Source organism: Streptomyces sp. NPDC001156 (genome assembly GCF_053598275.1).
Genome location: NZ_JBSFJX010000182.1, coordinates 1 through 16597, shown reverse-complemented (window position 1 = coordinate 16597; position 16597 = coordinate 1). Strand labels below are relative to the sequence as shown.

Here is a 16597-nt window from a genome sequence, read left to right as displayed (position 1 = left end):
CCACGACATCCCGTCCCCCTACCCAACGACCCCCGGCCGCGAAGGTCACGCATTCGGCAGACAAACTCCCGTTCCCATCGACCGGAAACCCGCCCACACGCCCGGCTGCCAACGCCAGCACTCACTCACGCTCACCAAAGCGCACTCCAGCACGGTCAATCGGCAGCAGTTGCGAACCCCTTCTCCGACAGAATCGCGTCGATCTTCGCCCGGTGCGCCTTCTCCCACATGCCGAGGGTTTCCTGCGCCTCCTTCGCGAGCTTCCTCCGGGCGGCGGCGAGTATCTCCTCGCGACGGGCGGCGGGGACCACCACCACGCCCTCCTCGTCGGCCACCACCAGGTCGCCGGCGTCCACCTGGACACCGCCGCACCGCACCGTCACATTGAGCGGCTCCACGGCGTTCTTGGTGCCCGGGATCGGGATGACACCCCGGGCGAAGACCGGGAAGCCGATTTCGCGGACCTCCGCCAGGTCGCGGATGACGCCGTCGGCCACGAACGCGGCGACTCCCCGGCGCTGGGCGACGGCGCAGACGTTGCCTCCCGCGAGCGCGTAGTCGACGTCTCCCGACTCGACGACGATGACCGAACCGGGCTCGGCGCGGTGGATCGCCGCATGCAGCATCAGGTTGTCGCCGGGAGGGCAGCGGACCGTGAACGCCGGACCCGCCACGCGCGGCCCCGAGGGCCATAGCGGGCGGATGCCGATGTCCATGACCTGCTCGCGGCCGAGCAGGTCGGCGAGGGTGGTGGTCGGGATGTCCTTGAATGCGCTGGCGGTTCCGGTGGCGTCGGTCATGGGCTCCTCCGTTCGGACGATCATCGACTCTACGCTTCCGGGGTGCCGGCGATCATCCCTTCGGGCACCGGGAGTTGAGCGGAGGGAGCGTCCTGTGCGGAGTCCGGCCCCGGGCGGCGGGGCGGTGCGGGCGGGTCAGACCAGGACGTGCTCCAGAAGTCGCAGCAGATCCCCTGTCGCGTCCGCGGCCCCCAGGGCCGGCAGTGCGCCGAGGGCGAGCGTCGTCGCGGCGAGCGGCCACAGGTGCGGGGGCGGGCCGGCCTGGAGGGCGGCTATGCGTCGGACGACCGCGTGGTCGCTGAAGTGCAGCGCACAGGACGGGGAGCGGCGTTTGGCGCTGAGGGCCGCGCGCGCCAGGGCGCGGGCCGTCGTGGAGCGGTCGCCGACCACGTCGGCCGCCTGCTCGTCCGCCCAGCGCTCGACGAGGAAGCTGACGGTGGTGCGTACCGGTGCGAGCAGCGGGTCGGCCGCGGCGGCGAGGGCGACGGCATTCGCCAGGAACGCGTGCCGGTGGGCCAGATGGGCGCGCTCGTGGGCCAGCAGTACCCGGCGCTCCGCCGGTTCGAGCGCGCTCAGCATCGCCGAGGTGACCAGGATCCGGCCCGGTGCCCCGGCGTTGCCGGGGATGGCGAACGCCTGTGCCCGGGATGACGCGGCGACGACGAGTTCCGTGTCCTCCGGATACCCGGCGCACAGGCGGCGCAGTGCGCGGCGGGTGGTGCGCTCGGCGCGGACGGTCCGGTACACGCGTACGGCGACCAGTACGAGTGCGAGGGTCGCGACCATGGCGATCGTCTCCGGGACCGGGTCGGGCAGCCGGCGGCCGTCGTCGCGGGCGTCCGCGACGACTGGCGGCGCCTGGTTCACCAGGGTGACCGCGAGCAGGAGCAGCGACCAGGTGGTGGCGGCCGCGGTGAAGACGGCGGACGTGGCCAGCACCCGGGCCGCGAGCGCGGGCGCCACCCGCCGGCCGACCAGGGGGCTGAGGGCCGTCAGCAGCAGCGAGAGCAGGATCGGGAGGTAGACGTCGATCCTCATACGCCGCCTCCGTCGGGGAGCGGTGGCCCGCCGAGGAGATCACGCAGGGCCTGCTCCTCCTCGGGGCTGAGGCCGGAGACGAACTGCTGGAGCGTGGCGATCGGGTCGGGTCCGCGGTCCAGGGCCTCGTGCATGGCCTCGGCGGTCAGCTCGGCCGCGTTCTTCGCGGGCCGGTACGCGCCGCGCCGCCCGTCCACGTCGCGCAGGACGAGCCCCTTGTCGTAGAGGCGCTTCAGGATGGTGTGCACGGTGTTGTAGGCGAGGCCGCCGCCGATATCGGCCTGGATCTCGGCCGGCGTGAGCGCCTGCTCGGTGGCCCACAGCGTGGCGAGCACCTCGCTCTCCAGCTCACCGGCGTTGCGTCGTTCCGCTCTGCCCTGGGGGCCTGTGCCAGCCATGCCCGCAACCTTACAGCGCGTAGGGGGGCGCGACGGCGGTGGGCGGAGCGCACCGCCTTCCCACCGGAGCGCTGTGCGTTCACCCGATCGGCGCAATGACGCCGAAAGGTGGCCGGGTGGCCACCCCACTCGAACTGCATCCCAAGGTCAACCGGGTTAACTTAGGCGTGATTTGCCTGATTCGTCCCTGATTTCGACCGTCAACCCTACGTACTGTAGGGTGTGATGCCCCTACGGCCTGTAGGGGGTGAGGAGGGGTATGACCAACAGCGGGTACACCACGCTGGCCGGGGTTCGCCGGCTCACGGGGCCGTCGGTGGCCGGTTTGTCGTGGCGCGACCGCGGCCCGGGTCTGATGGCCCTCGTGGCGGCCGCCTTCACACTGGCCCAGCTCCTCCTCGTACGGCCCCGCATGGGACTCGGCTGGGACGAGACGGTGTACGTCAGCCAGATCAGCGCCCACGCCCCGGCCGCGTACTTCAGCGCGCCGCGCGCCCGGGGGACAGCCTTCCTGGTCGCCCCGGTCACCTCGTGGTCCTCCTCCACCGGCCTGCTCAGGCTCTACCTCGCGGTGCTGTCCGGCGCCTCCCTGTTCCTCGCCCTGCGTTCCTGGTCCGGCCTCCTCCCGGCCCGCGTCCTCTCCCTCGGCGGCGCACTCTTCGCGAGCCTGTGGGTGACCCTCTTCTACGGCCCGCAGGCCATGCCCAACTACTGGGTGGCCGTCGGCGCCCTGGCCGCCGTCGGCTGCTTTCTGCGCGCCCACGCGGACACCGACGACCGGGCAGCCGTGTGGGGCGTCGCCGTGAGCGTGGCGGTCATGACGTTGATGCGGCCCACCGACGCCGTCTGGACCACGGCACCGCTGCTGTTCCTGCTGATCTTCCTGCCCCGGTGGCGGCGCCTGCCGGTGCTGCTGGCGCTGGTGGGCGGGCTCGCGGTCGGATGGGCCCAGTGGACCGCCGAGGCGTACGAGAGCTACGGAGGGCTCCTGCGGCGCCTGTCCGAGGGCTCCCGCATACAGGGCGGCCTGGGCTGGAGCATCGCGATCGGCGACCAGTTGCGCAGCCTCGGCGGCCGCACCCTGTGCCGCCCGTGCTCCGGCCCCCTGCCGAACCCGTCCATCACGGCCTGGTGGTTCGTCCTGCCGCTGCTCGCCGCTCTGGCGGTCGGCATCGCCTTCCGGGCCCGGCGCCCGGCACCCCCCAGCCGGACCGTGCTGCCGGTGGTCTGCGCGGTGACGGCGGCCTTCCCGTACCTGTTCCTGATCGGATACGCGGCGCCCCGCTTCCTGCTACCCGCCTACGCCCTGCTCGCGATTCCCGTGGCCGACGCACTCTTTCACCTGGTCACGGCGCCGGACGGACGGTGGCGGCCGGTCACCGCGTCGCTCGTCGCGCTCGGTCTTGCCGGGCATCTGGCCGTGCAGTACACGGTGCTGCACCGCACCGTGGACCGCACCACCGCCGACCGCCACGCCTGGTCCCGTACCGCCGCCGAACTGCACCGGCTGGGTGTGAGGCCGCCCTGTCTGCTGGCCGGGTACGAATCCGTCCCCATCGCCTTCTACACCGGCTGCTCCTCGGCCGCGACCGACGGCAGCAACGAGAACAGCACCGCCGGGGACATCGCGCGCATCGCCGGGCGCATGCCCGCCGCCTATCTGGACACCGTCGCGGGCCGGCTGCCGTCGTACGCGCACGACTGGAGCGCGCACTCCTTCGACGGTGTGCACATCTACGTCGCCCCCACGGCGGCAGGGGGCGGACCCGGATGACGCCTCCGACCACGACCGAGGCGGCGGCACCGGCCGCGTCCGCGCCGCCCGCCCCCCGGCTGATGTGCCTGCGCGGGCGCGCCCCTTGGCACGTGGCCGCCACCCTCGCCGTGCTCGTCGGCGCCGCCTTGCTCGCCCGGCACCACTGGCCGGTGATCGAGGCGGGTACCGCGCGGCTCGCCGGTGCCGACCCGGGCTGGCTGCTGTTCGCCGCGACGGCCACCGTGTCGACCTGGGCCTGCTCAGCGCTCGCCCAGCAGGGTGCCGTGACCGAGGGCCTGCCCGGGGCGCGCCTGGTGGCCGTGCAGTTCGCCGCCTCCGCCGCCAACCACCTGCTGCCCGCGGGTGCCGGCGCGGGCGCCGTCAACCTGCGCTTTCTGACCCGCTGCGGACTGTCCGTGCCCCGCTCGGCGACGGCGCTGGCGGTGAAGGCCACCGCGGGTGCCGTGTCGCGCGGCGCGCTGATCGCGGTCCTGGCCCTGGCCGGCCCCGGGCTGCTGCGCCTGCCGCCCCTCTCCACCGTCGCGGTGGCGGCCGCGGTCCTTGTCGCCGCGGCGCTCGGGGTGGTCCTGTGCGGACCGCTGCGGCGCGCCTCGCGGGCCGTGCTGGCGGATGTACGAGCCGTGCACCGGCTTCCCGGCCGCGCGGCCGCCCTGTGGGGCGGGTCGCTGGCCTTCGCCTCGCTGCACTCACTGGTGGTGATCTCGGTCGCCCGGTCGCTCGGTCTGCCGCTGCCGCCGGGGGAGGTGGCGCTGGCCTACCTCGTGGCGAGCAGTGCGGCCGTACTGCTGCCCACCCCCGGCGGTATCGGCTCCCTGGACGCCGCGCTCGCCATCTCCCTCGCACTCGTCGGCGCCCCCGGCGGCGTGGCGGCCTCCGTGGTCATCGGCTACCGGCTGCTGACGGTGTGGCTGCCGCTGATCCCGGGCCTTGTGGTGCTCGCCCTGCTGGTCAAGCGCAAGAAGCTGTGACCGCCGGGGCGTCGCAGAGGCGTCAGCGGGCCGATGACCGGCCGTAGTGTGAGTGTGTGCCAGGCGGGGCGCGTGATGCGCCGCCGTCGTCAGGATGCGTTCAGGGTTCCCGCTGGCACCGTCGGGCCTCATGACATCTGAGATATCTGAGAACGCCCGGCTCCGGGACGCCGCCGAAGCTGCTCCCCGACTGCGCTGGAACAAGGTCCCCGAGGTCACCGTCTACTTCTGGATCATCAAGGTCCTGTGCACGACGGTCGGCGAGACCGCGGCCGACCTCCTCAACGACAAGGCGGGCCTCGGCCTGACCGGTGTGTCGCTGGTGATGAGCGCGCTGCTCGCGGTGGTGCTCGTCGTGCAGTTCCGCACCAAGGCCTACCGTCCCGGCGTGTACTGGCTCGCCGTGGCCCTGATCAGCGTGGTCGGCACGCTGATCAGCGACAACCTCACCGACAACATGGGTGTGCCGCTGACCTTGAGCACCACGGTGTTCGCGGTCCTCCTCGCGATCGTGCTCGGCGCCTGGTACCGCACCGAGCGCACCCTGTCCATCCATCACGTCGACACCGTGCGCCGCGAGTCCTTCTACTGGCTCGCGGTCCTGTTCACCTTCGCCCTCGGCACCGCCGCGGGCGACCTCGTCGCCGAGAAGATGAACCTGGGCTACTGGGTCTCCGCGGTCCTGTTCGCCCTGGCGATCGCCGCGGTCGCGGTGGCCCGCTTCGCGCTCGGCCTCGGCGCCGTGACCAGCTTCTGGAGCGCCTACGTCCTCACCCGTCCGCTGGGCGCCTCGATGGGTGACTACCTCTCCCAGCCGACCGGTGACGGTGGCCTCGGCCTGGGCACCGTCGTGACCAGCGCGCTGTTCCTCACCGTCATCCTCGCCCTGGTCATCTACCTCTCGGTGACCCGCACGGATGCCGCCGAACCCGAGCGCGCGGCGGCAAACACGAACTGACGGGTCATCACGTGTTCAGGATCGATTCAGGTCACCGCTGACAGGGTCGGACCCCGACGCGGCCGCGACGCACGGCCGTCCCCACCGTCTGCGCAGGGCGCTCGCCTTCCACGAGCGCCCTGTGTCATTGCCCGCACTGGAGGGTCCGCACCGTGGAGAAGTCCGAAGTCCTCACCCGCCCCGGCGCCGCCGAGGCACGAAGGAGCGTGGTGAAGAAACTGCCGGAGGTCACCCTGGCCTTCTGGATCATGAAGATCGCGGCGACCACCCTGGGCGAGACGGCGGGCGATCTGTTCGCCCAGACCCTCAGGCTGGGCTATTTCCTCACCACGATCGCGCTGTTCCTGGTCTTCGTGGTGACCCTGGTCGTCCAGCTCCGCTCCGCCCGCTACAACCCCTTCTTCTACTGGACCGTCATCCTGTCGACCAGCATGGCCGGCACGACGATGTCCGACTTCATGAACCGTGACGCCAGCGAAAAGTACCTGGCGAAGGGAGCCACCTCGCTCGGCTGGGGGCCCCAGGGCCTGGGTCTCGGCTATCCCGCGGGCGCCGCCATCCTCATCTCGATCCTGCTCGTCATCTTCACCGTCTGGAAGCTGACCGGGATGACGTTCCAGATCCGCGACATCGTCACCTTCCGCGGCGAGGCCCTCTTCTGGTCGGCGATCCTCGTCTCCAACACCCTCGGCACCTCGATGGGCGACTTCCTCTCCGACAGCTCCGGCCTCGGCTACGGGGGCGGCGCGCTGCTCGTGACCGGTGCGCTGCTGGTGCTCGTCGTCCTGATGCGGGTGCCCGCGGTGCCCAATGTGGTGTTGTTCTGGATCGCCTTCGTGCTCACCCGCCCGCTCGGCGCCACCGCCGGTGACTTCCTCACCAAGCCGGCCGACAAGGGCGGCCTCGACCTCGGCACCGCGGGCTCGTCGGCCGTGCTGCTCGCGATCCTGCTGGTCCTGATGGCCTACGCCCACGTCCAGGAGCGCAGACACGCCGTCGCACCGCCGCCGGCCGCCGATGGCCGGGATCCCGTCAGCCGGCGGGCAGGGTGACCACGAACCGCGCGCCCGGGGTGTGGCCGGGATCGTGGTGCACCTCGCCGCCGGCCGAGCGGGCCAGGCGTCGCGCGAGCGGAAGCCCGAGGCCCGCACCTCCGTGCCCGTCGTGCGGATCGGCTCGCTGCCCGGGCTGGAAGAGCCGCCCGGCGAACGACTCCGGCACCCCGGGACCGTCGTCCGTGACGTCGATCCGTACGCCGTCGACCGTGCGCCGGGCCTCGATAGCGACGTACGAGCGGGCGAAGCGCAGGGCGTTGGCGAGCAGCGGACTGACCGTCCGCTGGAGCAGGGCGGCCGGGACCCCCGCCTCCAGCCGCTCGTCCCCTGCGCGGATCTCGACCGTCAGCTGAGCCGGGGCGGCGAGGCCGGAGGCCAGACGCCGCAGCGCCGGCAGCACTTCGGCCGTCCCCGGAGCGGTGGACGTGCCCTCGCGGGCGTCGTTCAGCAGGGTGTCGCAGATGGTGCGCATCGACTGGGCGGCGTCGGCGATCACGGCGTGGGCGGCCCCTGTCTCGGCGTCCGTGCGCGGGCGGGCCTGCCACCAGTCCAGCTCGGCGACGATCCTGCTGAGCGGGGTGCGCAGTTCGTGCGACAGCTCCGCGGTCAGCTGCCGTTCATGACGCAGCACCGCCCGGATGCGGTCGAGGAGAGCGTCCAACGACAGCCCGAGACTGGCCAGTTCCGCTGGCCGGCCCAATGCGCCGAAGCGTTCTTCGGAGGCCACGGCGCTCCACTGCGTGGCCTGGTCGGTCATGGTGCCCACGGGACGCAGCGCCCGTCCGACCGCGAGACGGGTGAGCGCATAGGTGCAGGCGAGCATCACGGTGTCCAGGACGAACGATCCCAGCAGCAGTGTGTCCGCCGAACTGCGGTACGGGGAGAGGTCCAACGCGGTGACGACGGTCGCCGCACTGCCTCCCGCGCGCTGGGCCACGGGCTCGGCACACAGCCGGACGGGTCCGTCGGCGTGACGGTCCTCGGCGGTGACGCAGTCCTGGCCGCCGTGCGCCACCAAGCCGTACGCGACGCGGGTCAGCGGCCCCCGCGCGGTGGTGGAGGCGGGCTGTTCGAGCAGGCGCGCACCGGAGTAGATCCAGACGTTGGCGTCCAGGAGCGCGTCGTTGGAGGTCTCCAGGACGCGCACCTTCGGGCCGCTGGTGTCGACCGTCGTGGCGACCGCCGCCGCCCGGGTGCGCAGTTCGTCGTCCGCCTGGCGCTGGAGGTGCTGCCGGACCACCGTGTTGAAGAGGATGGTGAGGATCACCATGATGAGCGCGGCGGTGGTGAGCGCCACCAGGGAGAGACGGCCGCGCAGCGTGCTCGGGGCCAGCCGGGCGAGCAGGGCCGCCGCCCGTGCCGGGCGCGCGACGAGCCGGGCGGGGACGGCCGTCATGACAGCCGGTGCCCGATGCCGCGCGCGGTGCCGATCGTCAGGTCGCTGCCCGACTCGCGCAGCTTGCGGCGCAGCCGGGTCAGATACTGGTCCAGCGTGTTGTCACTGACCAGGGCGCCCTCGGGCCAGCCCGCGCGGACCAGTTCGCGGCGGCGCACGATGTCCCCGCGCGCCGCCATCAGCGCGGCGAGGAGACGGAACTCCGTCGGCGTCAGGTCGACGTGCCCGCCGCGCACGGTGAAGCGGTGCCGCACGGGATCGAGGACCAGGTCGCCCGCGGTCGCGGCCGGGCGGGGAGCGGCCCGCTTGACCGCCGCGCGCAGCCGGGCGGCGAGTTCGGCGAGGTGGAACGGCTTGGACAGGTAGTCGTCGCCGCCGGCCGAGAAGCCGGACAGCCGGTCCGGGAGCCGGTGATGGGCCGTCAGGAAGACGACCGGCGCGAGGAAGCCGTTGGCCCGGATCGCCTGGCAGACGTCACGGCCGTCGGCGTCGGGCAGTCCGATGTCGAGGACCGCCGCGGAGACGTCGTCGCGGGCCAGCCGCAGGGCGGTGGCGCCGTCCGGGGCGGGCACGGTGTCGAACCCCTCCTCCCACAGGCCGCGCAGCAGCACGTCCCGCAGGGCGTGGTCGTCCTCGACGACCAGGATCTTGTGGCGCATGGTCCTCCATGGGGTCGCGCGCCGGTCGGACGGGGCTTCGCGGGTGCCGGCCCGGGCCGGTCAGGTGGGAGTGGCCGCCCGGTCCGGAGCGGGGTCCTGCGCGGCCGCGGACGCCGAGAGGAGCGGACGCAGCCGGGTGGTCGCCAGACGGCGGGCCAGGGCATCGGGGTGGCGGGTCAACGGGATCATCACGACCGATGCGACGAGGGCTCCCACAACGAACCCGGCTATCACGTCGTGCGGATAGTGCACACCGACCCACACCCGGGACACGCCCATCGCGCCGGAGGCGACCAGCGCCGTGCGGCCGATGGGGCGGGAGACGAAGTACAGGGCGACCGCGGCCGCCGCGGCTATCGCCATGTGGTTGCTGGGGAACGACCAGTCGCCCGGGGCCGGGCACGCTTCGAGCGTGACCACACGCAGGCTCTGGCACGGGCGGTCCTCGCGGACGACCAGTTTCAGCGCGTCGTTCAGCGCATAGGCGAGGACGACCACGAACGGGACCGCGAGGGCGACCGCCGCGGCGCCGGAGCCGGTGCGGCGTGCCCGCCACCAGCCGGCGAGCATCAGTACGGCGAACAGGCCGAGCCCGTATGTCGACCAGGCGGAGATCAGGGCGTCGAGCCAGGAAGGCGCGCGGTGGGCGAGGCCCACCACGTCGGTGTAGGCCGAGCCGTCCACCCACGCTCCGTCGAAGGCTTCCGTCATTCGCGGACACCCTCCTTCGCGGCCCGGCGGGAGCGCAGCAGCTCCAGGGCGAGCGGGATCAGCGAGACCACGACGATCACCGCGATCATCGGCAGCAGGTACTTGTCGACATTCGGCACCGACGAACCGAGGGCGTATCCGGCGAGGGTGAGGCCGAGGGACCACAGGAGGCCGCCGACCACCTGCCAGAGGGTGAAGGTCCGCGCGGGCACGTGCAGTGCGCCGGCCATCGGGTTGAGCACCGTGCGCACCACGGGGACGAAGCGGGCCAGGACGATCGCCTTCGCGTGCCCGTAGCGGTCGAGGAGCTCCTCGGCGCGCTGTGCGCCCTCCTTCAGCCGGGCCGAGCGGCTGCGGGCGAGGAGCGTGCCGCCCGCCTTGCGCCCGATCAGATAGCCGCACTGGGACCCGGCGATCGCACCGACGGCCGCGGCGACCAGCAGCAGGGGCAGCGACAGCTTCACTCCGTGCTGACCCGAGCCCGTGCAGAGCAGGCCCGCCGTGAACAGCAGGGAGTCGCCGGGCAGGAAAAAGCCGATGAGCAGGCCCGTCTCGGCGAACATCACCACGCCGACGCCCAGCACGCCGAAGGCGGCGAGCAGGGACTGGGCGTCCAGCACGTTCACCGCGAGCTGGGCTCCCAGTGACAGGGGTGTGGCCATCGTCGCGTGCCCTTCCATGGGGGAGGCTGGGGGCGGCACGGCGCCACCCAGCATGACTACAATCATGTAGACCGTCTACTTAACTGTAGACGATAGTGCGGTGGCGAACGTTCCCGTGATCAGCGATTCGGGTGAACGCCGCCGCGTCGCGGCAGCTGACCGGGCGGCGAGGGCTCAGGCCGTCGCCAGCGCGACCTCGGTCGACTTGATCAGGGCGACGACCGGGGAGCCGGGCGCCAGGGCGAGGTCCTCCACCGCGAGCCGCGTGATCACGGCCGTCAGCGCACCGCCCGCGACCGTGACCCTCACCGATGCCATGGCCTCGCCCGTGGTCAGACGCTCGACGGTACCGGGCAGCTGGTTGCGGATGGAGATGCCCTCCACGGCGGCGGTCGCGAGCGCGACCTCCGTGGACTTGACCAGGGCGTACACGGAGGCCCCCGGGGCGAGGTTCAGTTCGTCGACGGCCTCGATGGTGACCGCGGCGGTCACGTCCTGACCTCCCGTCAATCTGACCTTGACGATCGCCATGACCTCGCCCGGAGTGACGGCCGTCACGGTCCCGGGGATCTGGTTGCGGATGCTCAGGTTCATGGGTGCGCCTCGCGGTACGTGAGGGAATGTCAGCGTCTGTACCTATGCTGAGCCCACGGCGACCGGATCGGCGGGCCGCACCGGCGCGGCGTGTCAGGCCGGATACGCGTGCGTCTGCGCCGCCTTGACGGCCGCCCAGACCGGGGCGCCCGGCTGGAGGCCGAGTTCGGCCGCGGCGACGGCGGTCAGATCCGCGGCCAGGGACAGCTCACCGGTGAGGTCGGCGCGGATCTGGTCGCCGTGCCTCTCCAGGCCGGCCACGTCGCACCGCCACAGATTGCGGGCGCTGGTGCCGCTCGGCCGGTCCCGGTACAGGGTCACGGCACTCGGCGGAAAGGCCACGAAGGCCGGTCCGGACAGATCCTCCGTGGTCGTGATCGCGGGGCCGGCGTCGAGCCGCACGGTGTGCCCCTCGGCCGTGCCCCGGTACAGATTGAGTCCCACGAGCCGGGCGATGTAGTCCGTGCGCGGACGGCGGGCGATCTCCGAAGGCGTGCCGGCCTGGACGACCCGGCCGTGCTCCACGACCACCAGTCGGTCGGCGAGCACCATCGCGTCCAGCGGGTCGTGTGTGACGAGCACCGCCACCGCCTCGAACTCGGCGAGATGGCGCCGCAGTCCGGCCCGCACCTCCAGCCGGGTGCGGGCGTCCAGCGCGGCGAGCGGCTCGTCCAGGAGCAGCAGCCGAGGCCGGGTGGCGAGGGCGCGGGCGAGCGCCACCCGCTGGGCCTGGCCGCCGGACAGCCGCCGCGGCTTGGCACCGGCGTGGTCGGCGAGACCCATGCGCTCCAGCCATGCGGCGGCGACCGCGCGAGCCTCCGCCTTGGACGCGCCCTGGCAGCGTGGACCGAAGGCCACGTTGTCCAGGGCGGTCAGATGCGGGAAGAGCAGGTAGTCCTGGAAGACGACTCCCGCGGGACGCGACTCGGGCGGCGTACGATCCAGCGGGGCGCCGTCGAGCCGCAGATGGCCGTCGGAGAGCGGGACGAGTCCGGCCAGCGCCCGCAGGGCGGTGGTCTTCCCGGCGCCGTTGGGCCCGAGCAGCGCCACCACCTCGCCGGGCGCCACGGTCAGCGCCACATCGAGCCGGAAGGTGCCGCGCTCGACGACGACCCGCGCGTCGAGGCCTTCGCCGTGTGCGCCGGCGGGGGTGCTGCCGGTCGCCGCCTGTCCGGTCTGGGTCACGGCGCGGTCATCCAGCGGTCCCGCAACCCCGCAAGGACCGCGATCGACACGGCCAGCAGCACCAGGCTCAGGGCGATGGCCGCCGCCGGGTCGTTCTGCAGGGCCAGGTAGACGGCCAGAGGCATCGTCTGCGTACGGCCCGGGAAGTTGCCCGCGAAGGTGATGGTCGCCCCGAACTCACCGAGCGCCCGCGCCCACGCCAGTACGGAACCGGCCGCGATGCCCGGCGCGATCAGCGGCAGCGTGACCCGGCGGAACGCGGTGAAGCGGGAGGCGCCGAGCGTCGTGGCGGCCTCCTCGTAGCGAGGATCGGCGGCCCGCAGTGTGCCTTCCACGCTGATGACGAGGAACGGCATCGCCACGAACGCCTCCGCCACCACCACCCCTGCCGTGGTGAACGGCAGAGTGATCCCGAACCACGCGTCCAGCCACCGCCCGACCACTCCGTTGCGCCCGAGCGCCAGCAGCAGGGCCACACCGCCCACCACCGGGGGCAGCACGAGCGGCAGCGTCACGAGCGCCCGTACGACACCCCGTCCCGGAAAGGTGGTACGGGCCAGCAGCCAGGCCAGCGGCACGCCCAGCACCAGACTCACCCCGGTGGCGGCGGTGGCGCTCACCAGGGACAGCTGCAGGGCCTGCCACACCTGTGTGCTGGTCAGCTGGTCAGGCAGAGTGCGCCACGGGGCGCGTACGAGCAGGGCGATCAGCGGCAGCAGCAGGAACGCCAGGCCGATCAGCGCGGGCAGCAGCAGCGGCAGTGGAACTCCCGGGCGGCGGACACGCCCGCGCCGCGGCACGCCCACCAGCGTGTCGGCCGCGGCGCCGGACGTGTCGAGCCGGGTCACGGCTGGAGGAACCCGGCCTCGGTCAGGACCTTGCGGCCCTCGTCGGACTGCACCAGAGCGATGAACGCCTTGGCCGCCTCGGCGTTGGGCGCGTCCTTGAGCTGGACGATCGGATAGTCGTTGACGGCCTTGGCCGACTCGGGGAACTCCACGCCCTCCACCTTGTCACCCGCCGCCTTCACATCGGTCTTGTAGACGACCGCGGCGTCGGCCTCCTTCAGCTCCACCTTCGTCAGGGCGCTCTTGACGTCCTGTTCGTACGACACCGGCGTGAGTTTCAGGTTGCTCGCCTCCAGCGCCTTCTGCGCGGCCGCACCGCACGGCACTGTCTTGTCGCACAGTACGACCTTGAGGCCGGACTTGGTGAGGTCCTTCAGGGAGGCGACCTTGTCCGGGTTGCCGGGCAGGGTGGCGATCTCCAGCTGGTTGCGCACGAAGGTGGCGGGCGTGCCGACCGCGTCGTTCTTGTCCGTGACGATGGCCATGGTCTTGGGGCTGGCCGCGGCGAAGACGTCGGCGGGGGCGCCGCTGGTGATGCTCGCGGCGAGGGTGTCACTGCCGCCGAAGTTGAAGGACACCTTCGTGCCAGGGTGCTGCTTCTCGAACTCCTGGCCGAGGGTCGTGAAGCTCTCCTTGAGGGAGGCGGCGGCGAAGACGGTGACGGTGCCGGACAGCTTCGCGGCCGAGGACCCTGTGGACGCTGCGGACGCCGAGGAGTCGGACGTGGGGGAGGAACTCGAGTCGGACGAGGACGAGCAGGCGCTCAGGGCCAGCAGCGCGGCGGCCGCCACGCCGGTCACCTGCAGCAGACGCCGACTGCGGCGCGCGGAACGGGTCATCACGGGTCCACTTCCCCTTTTCGGCTGGGAGGGGACCCCTGGACCCCTCCGATACGCCGATCATAATGACGCAGATGCCATCCGGAAGTCATCTGTTGCATCGCATCAGCAGGGTGATCGGCCTCTGGAGCCGGTATGTGCGTTTGTACGGGGTCGCCGCCCGGGTACTGACATCCGGGAGGTGGTGACCTGTGGGCCAGACCCTGACGGAACCGGTCGCCGACGCCGCGGTGCCGGCGGAGCTCAGCCTCACCGGTGACCTCGCGCGTCCCGCCCGGCTGACCGTGCCCGACCTGCTGGCCATGCCGCAGCGCGAGAGGCGGGTCAGTTTCGAGTGCGCCACCAGCGGCGTACAGCACCACTGCTTCAGGGGTCCGCTGCTGTACGACGTGCTCTCGGCCGCGGGTCCCGTGTTCGATCCCGGCCGGCGCAAGGACCGGCTGCGCTTCCTGATCCTCGTCACGGGCGCGGACGGCCACTACGTCCTGCTGTCCTGGGCGGAGATCGACCCGGACTTCGGGCGTGCGCCCGTCCTCCTCGCGGCAAGCATCGACGACACCCCGCTCGACCGGTCCGGACCCCAGCTCGTGCTGCCGCAGGACCGCTGCGGCGCGCGCTATGTCAGCGGCATCAACGCGATAAAGGTGGACGGCCGTTACGGCCCAGGGGCATGAGAGGCGGTTGGCGCCCGCTCGTCAGGTCTTGTCGATATGTACGTTCGTCGACTTCACCCGGGCGGTGGCCTCCATCCCCACCTCCAGGCCGAGTTCCTCCACGGCCTCCCGGGTCAGCAGCGAGACCAGGCGGTGCGGTCCGGCCTGGATCTCCACCTGGGCGGCCACGTCGCCGAGTTTCACGGCGGTGACGATGCCGGGGAACGCGTTGCGGGCCGAGGTGTACGAGGGGGCGTCCTCCTCGCCGGTGCCGCCGCGCGCCAGCTCCACCGAGAAAGCGGCCAGGTCCTTGCCGTCGATGACCCGCCGCCCGCTCTCGTCGCGCCGGGTCGCCACCCGGCCCGCGTCCGCCCACCGTCGCGCGGTGTCCGGGCTCACTCCCAGCAGACGGGCGGCCTGGCCGATTGTGTAGGACTGCATGGCCGTCACGATAGGTGCCCGGCGCCGCCCCGCCCGAACGCGGCCCGGAGGCGCGCCTCACACGCCTTGTCCTGGCAAAGCGACATGATCGCCGATCTCCGCGTGGGAGGATCCCACGCAATGACAGTGTCCTGGACGGTGCGGAGCGTGCGCGCGGCGATGTTCGCCGTCGTGTGCATGCTGCTCGCCGCAGGGGGACACACCCTGGCCACCGGCTCCGCTCCACCGGTGTGGGCGGACGCGGTGGGATTCCTTCCCGTGTTCGCCGGCGGAGTGGCGTTCGCCGGGAGGGAGCGCTCGCTCCTCGGCATCGGTCTCGCGATGCTGTTCGTACAGGGCGGACTCCATCTCGGCTTCGACGCGGCGGGCCGGCCGGCCACGCCGATGGACATGCCGGGCATGCCCCACGGCATGCACATGGCCGGCCAGCCGCACGCGATGACCTCTCACGCCGTCGCCGCTCACCTGGCCGCCGCTCTGGTCTGCTCCTGGTGCCTGCGGCGCGGCGAGGCCGCCCTCTATTCGCTGCTGCGCAAAGCCGTCGCCTTCGTCCCGGGCCTCGCCGCCTGGCGGCGTACGGTGCCGCTGCCCGAGTACGCCGGGCCGCCCCGCTCCCGCGGCCCGCTGCGCCGCCCGCTCCGGCAGGCGCTGCTGCGGCACGCCCTGTCCCGGCGCGGCCCGCCCCTGGGATCCCCGTACCGAATCTAACCCCCCAAAAATCGAGCACGAGTACGGAGCTTCCCCACACATGTCCCCGATGCGTACCACTTTGCGTCGCGCCGCCACCGTCGGCGCCCTCACCGCCGCCGGTGTCCTCACCGCGGCGGGCGCGGCCTTCGCGCACGTCACCGTCCACCCGGAGAGCTACGCCAAGGGCGCCACGGACGGTGTGCTCACCTTCCGGGTCCCCAACGAGGAGGACACCGCCGCGACCACCAAGGTGCAGGTCTTCCTGCCCACCGACCACCCGGTCCTCGGTGTGCTGGTCTCCCCGCAGGACGGCTGGACCGCACAGGTGACCACCACCAAGCTCAAGACACCGGTCAAGACGGACGACGGCACCATCACCGACGCCGTCTCCGAGATCACCTGGACCGGCGGCCGCATCCGGCACGGCCAGTACCAGGACTTCGACGTCGCCTTCGGTCAGCTCCCGGACGACACGGACCAGCTGACCTTCAAGACACTGCAGACCTACTCCGACGGAAACGTCGTCCGCTGGATCGAGGAGGCCCAGAAGGGCGCGGACGAGCCGGAGAACCCGGCACCGGTCCTCCAGCTGACCGCCAAGGGCACGGCGGAGGGCAACGATTCGGCGGCGGCTTCCTCCTCCACCGCCACGGGGGCGGCGGACAAGCCGGGCGACTCCACCACAAAGGCCGCCGCCACCAGTGACTCCACCGCCCGGGGCCTCGGTATCGCGGGCCTGGTCGTGGGTGTACTCGGCCTGGCCGCCGCGGGCTTCGCGGTCGCCCGCGGCCGTACGCGCCCGTCCTCGTCCGAATGACGGGTCCCGTCCCGCGGGCGGTGACGGCCTCGCCTGATCTCGCAACGACGACCGGCACCCGGACATCCGGGTGATCCCGGCGGACCTGGATGTGTCTGGACCACGTGC

19 protein-coding genes are annotated in these 16597 nt (G+C 72.4%); 7 read left to right on the top strand and 12 right to left on the bottom strand.

All coding sequences use genetic code 11. From position 1 onward, the window contains the following. Positions 1–155: 155 nt before the first annotated feature. From ACWDA7_RS41330 to ACWDA7_RS41320, 3 genes are all read right to left on the bottom strand, one after another. The gene (locus ACWDA7_RS41330) at positions 156–800 is read right to left on the bottom strand and encodes an RraA family protein (RefSeq protein ID WP_450611790.1); all 645 of its coding nucleotides are present in this window, start codon (positions 798–800) and stop codon (positions 156–158) included. 135 nt (positions 801–935) lie between these two features. Then, positions 936–1838 carry a M48 family metalloprotease gene (locus ACWDA7_RS41325; protein WP_450611788.1) on the bottom strand — a complete coding sequence of 301 codons (903 nt, stop codon included), beginning with the start codon at positions 1836–1838 and terminating at the stop codon, positions 936–938. Then, complete coding sequence (locus ACWDA7_RS41320; protein ID WP_359394184.1) at positions 1835–2236, bottom strand: BlaI/MecI/CopY family transcriptional regulator; 402 nt, start codon at positions 2234–2236, stop codon at positions 1835–1837. The genes ACWDA7_RS41325 and ACWDA7_RS41320 overlap by 4 nt, the downstream gene beginning before the upstream one ends. Before the next feature lie 259 nt (positions 2237–2495). On the opposite strand from ACWDA7_RS41320, the gene ACWDA7_RS41315 reads away from it, so the two are divergent. The 4 genes from ACWDA7_RS41315 to ACWDA7_RS41300 all read left to right on the top strand — a co-directional run bounded on the left by ACWDA7_RS41315 (position 2496) and on the right by ACWDA7_RS41300 (position 6991). Continuing rightward, positions 2496–4010 (top strand): hypothetical protein, encoded by a 1515-nt coding sequence (locus tag ACWDA7_RS41315; protein WP_450611786.1) that lies wholly within the window; start codon positions 2496–2498, stop codon positions 4008–4010. 62 nt (positions 4011–4072) lie between these two features. Then, a complete protein-coding gene (locus tag ACWDA7_RS41310; RefSeq protein ID WP_450611794.1) occupies positions 4073–4981 on the top strand; it encodes a lysylphosphatidylglycerol synthase transmembrane domain-containing protein in 909 nt (302 codons plus the stop codon). A gap of 130 nt (positions 4982–5111) precedes the next feature. After that, entirely contained in the window at positions 5112–5939 is an 828-nt protein-coding gene (locus tag ACWDA7_RS41305; protein ID WP_450611784.1) for a COG4705 family protein, read from the top strand. Positions 5940–6091: 152 nt separating this feature from the next. After that, on the top strand, positions 6092–6991 hold the full coding sequence (locus ACWDA7_RS41300) for a COG4705 family protein (RefSeq protein WP_450611782.1): 900 nt from the start codon (positions 6092–6094) through the stop codon (positions 6989–6991). On the opposite strand, the gene ACWDA7_RS41295 is transcribed toward ACWDA7_RS41300, so the two are convergent. From ACWDA7_RS41295 to modA, 8 genes are all read right to left on the bottom strand, one after another. Next, positions 6972–8390 (bottom strand): sensor histidine kinase, encoded by a 1419-nt coding sequence (locus tag ACWDA7_RS41295; protein ID WP_450611780.1) that lies wholly within the window; start codon positions 8388–8390, stop codon positions 6972–6974. The two genes, ACWDA7_RS41300 and ACWDA7_RS41295, sit on opposite strands and share 20 nt — an antisense overlap. Beyond that, positions 8387–9049, bottom strand: a complete 663-nt coding sequence (locus tag ACWDA7_RS41290) for a response regulator transcription factor (RefSeq protein ID WP_450611778.1) — start codon at positions 9047–9049, stop codon at positions 8387–8389. Before ACWDA7_RS41290 ends, ACWDA7_RS41295 begins: the two co-directional genes overlap by 4 nt. 60 nt (positions 9050–9109) lie before the next feature. Beyond that, complete coding sequence (locus tag ACWDA7_RS41285; RefSeq protein WP_450611776.1) at positions 9110–9760, bottom strand: phosphatase PAP2 family protein; 651 nt, start codon at positions 9758–9760, stop codon at positions 9110–9112. Beyond that, positions 9757–10440 (bottom strand): DedA family protein, encoded by a 684-nt coding sequence (locus ACWDA7_RS41280; protein WP_450611792.1) that lies wholly within the window; start codon positions 10438–10440, stop codon positions 9757–9759. The genes ACWDA7_RS41285 and ACWDA7_RS41280 overlap by 4 nt, the downstream gene beginning before the upstream one ends. 156 nt (positions 10441–10596) lie before the next feature. Beyond that, positions 10597–11016, bottom strand: coding sequence for a TOBE domain-containing protein (locus ACWDA7_RS41275; RefSeq protein ID WP_450611774.1), 420 nt, complete (start codon positions 11014–11016; stop codon positions 10597–10599). A 93-nt stretch (positions 11017–11109) separates the two neighbouring features. Then, positions 11110–12201: an ABC transporter ATP-binding protein gene (locus ACWDA7_RS41270; RefSeq protein WP_450611772.1), complete on the bottom strand. Its 1092-nt coding sequence runs from the start codon at positions 12199–12201 to the stop codon at positions 11110–11112. Next, complete coding sequence (gene modB / locus ACWDA7_RS41265) at positions 12198–13049, bottom strand: molybdate ABC transporter permease subunit (RefSeq protein WP_450611770.1); 852 nt, start codon at positions 13047–13049, stop codon at positions 12198–12200. The genes ACWDA7_RS41270 and modB overlap by 4 nt, the downstream gene beginning before the upstream one ends. Then, positions 13046–13888 carry a molybdate ABC transporter substrate-binding protein gene (gene modA / locus ACWDA7_RS41260; protein WP_450611768.1) on the bottom strand — a complete coding sequence of 281 codons (843 nt, stop codon included), beginning with the start codon at positions 13886–13888 and terminating at the stop codon, positions 13046–13048. Before modA ends, modB begins: the two co-directional genes overlap by 4 nt. 191 nt (positions 13889–14079) lie before the next feature. Here modA and ACWDA7_RS41255 point away from each other — a divergent pair, with 191 nt between their 5' ends. Further along, the gene (locus ACWDA7_RS41255) at positions 14080–14562 is read left to right on the top strand and encodes a molybdopterin-dependent oxidoreductase (RefSeq protein WP_450611766.1); all 483 of its coding nucleotides are present in this window, start codon (positions 14080–14082) and stop codon (positions 14560–14562) included. Between the two features lie 21 nt (positions 14563–14583). Here the strand turns inward: ACWDA7_RS41255 and ACWDA7_RS41250 are convergent, their stop codons facing one another. Then, entirely contained in the window at positions 14584–14982 is a 399-nt protein-coding gene (locus ACWDA7_RS41250) for a TOBE domain-containing protein (protein WP_450611764.1), read from the bottom strand. Between the two features lie 120 nt (positions 14983–15102). Here ACWDA7_RS41250 and ACWDA7_RS41245 point away from each other — a divergent pair, with 120 nt between their 5' ends. Continuing rightward, positions 15103–15690 carry a hypothetical protein gene (locus ACWDA7_RS41245; protein ID WP_450611762.1) on the top strand — a complete coding sequence of 196 codons (588 nt, stop codon included), beginning with the start codon at positions 15103–15105 and terminating at the stop codon, positions 15688–15690. Between the two features lie 40 nt (positions 15691–15730). Continuing rightward, complete coding sequence (locus ACWDA7_RS41240; protein WP_450611760.1) at positions 15731–16489, top strand: YcnI family copper-binding membrane protein; 759 nt, start codon at positions 15731–15733, stop codon at positions 16487–16489. Positions 16490–16597: the final 108 nt, after the last annotated feature.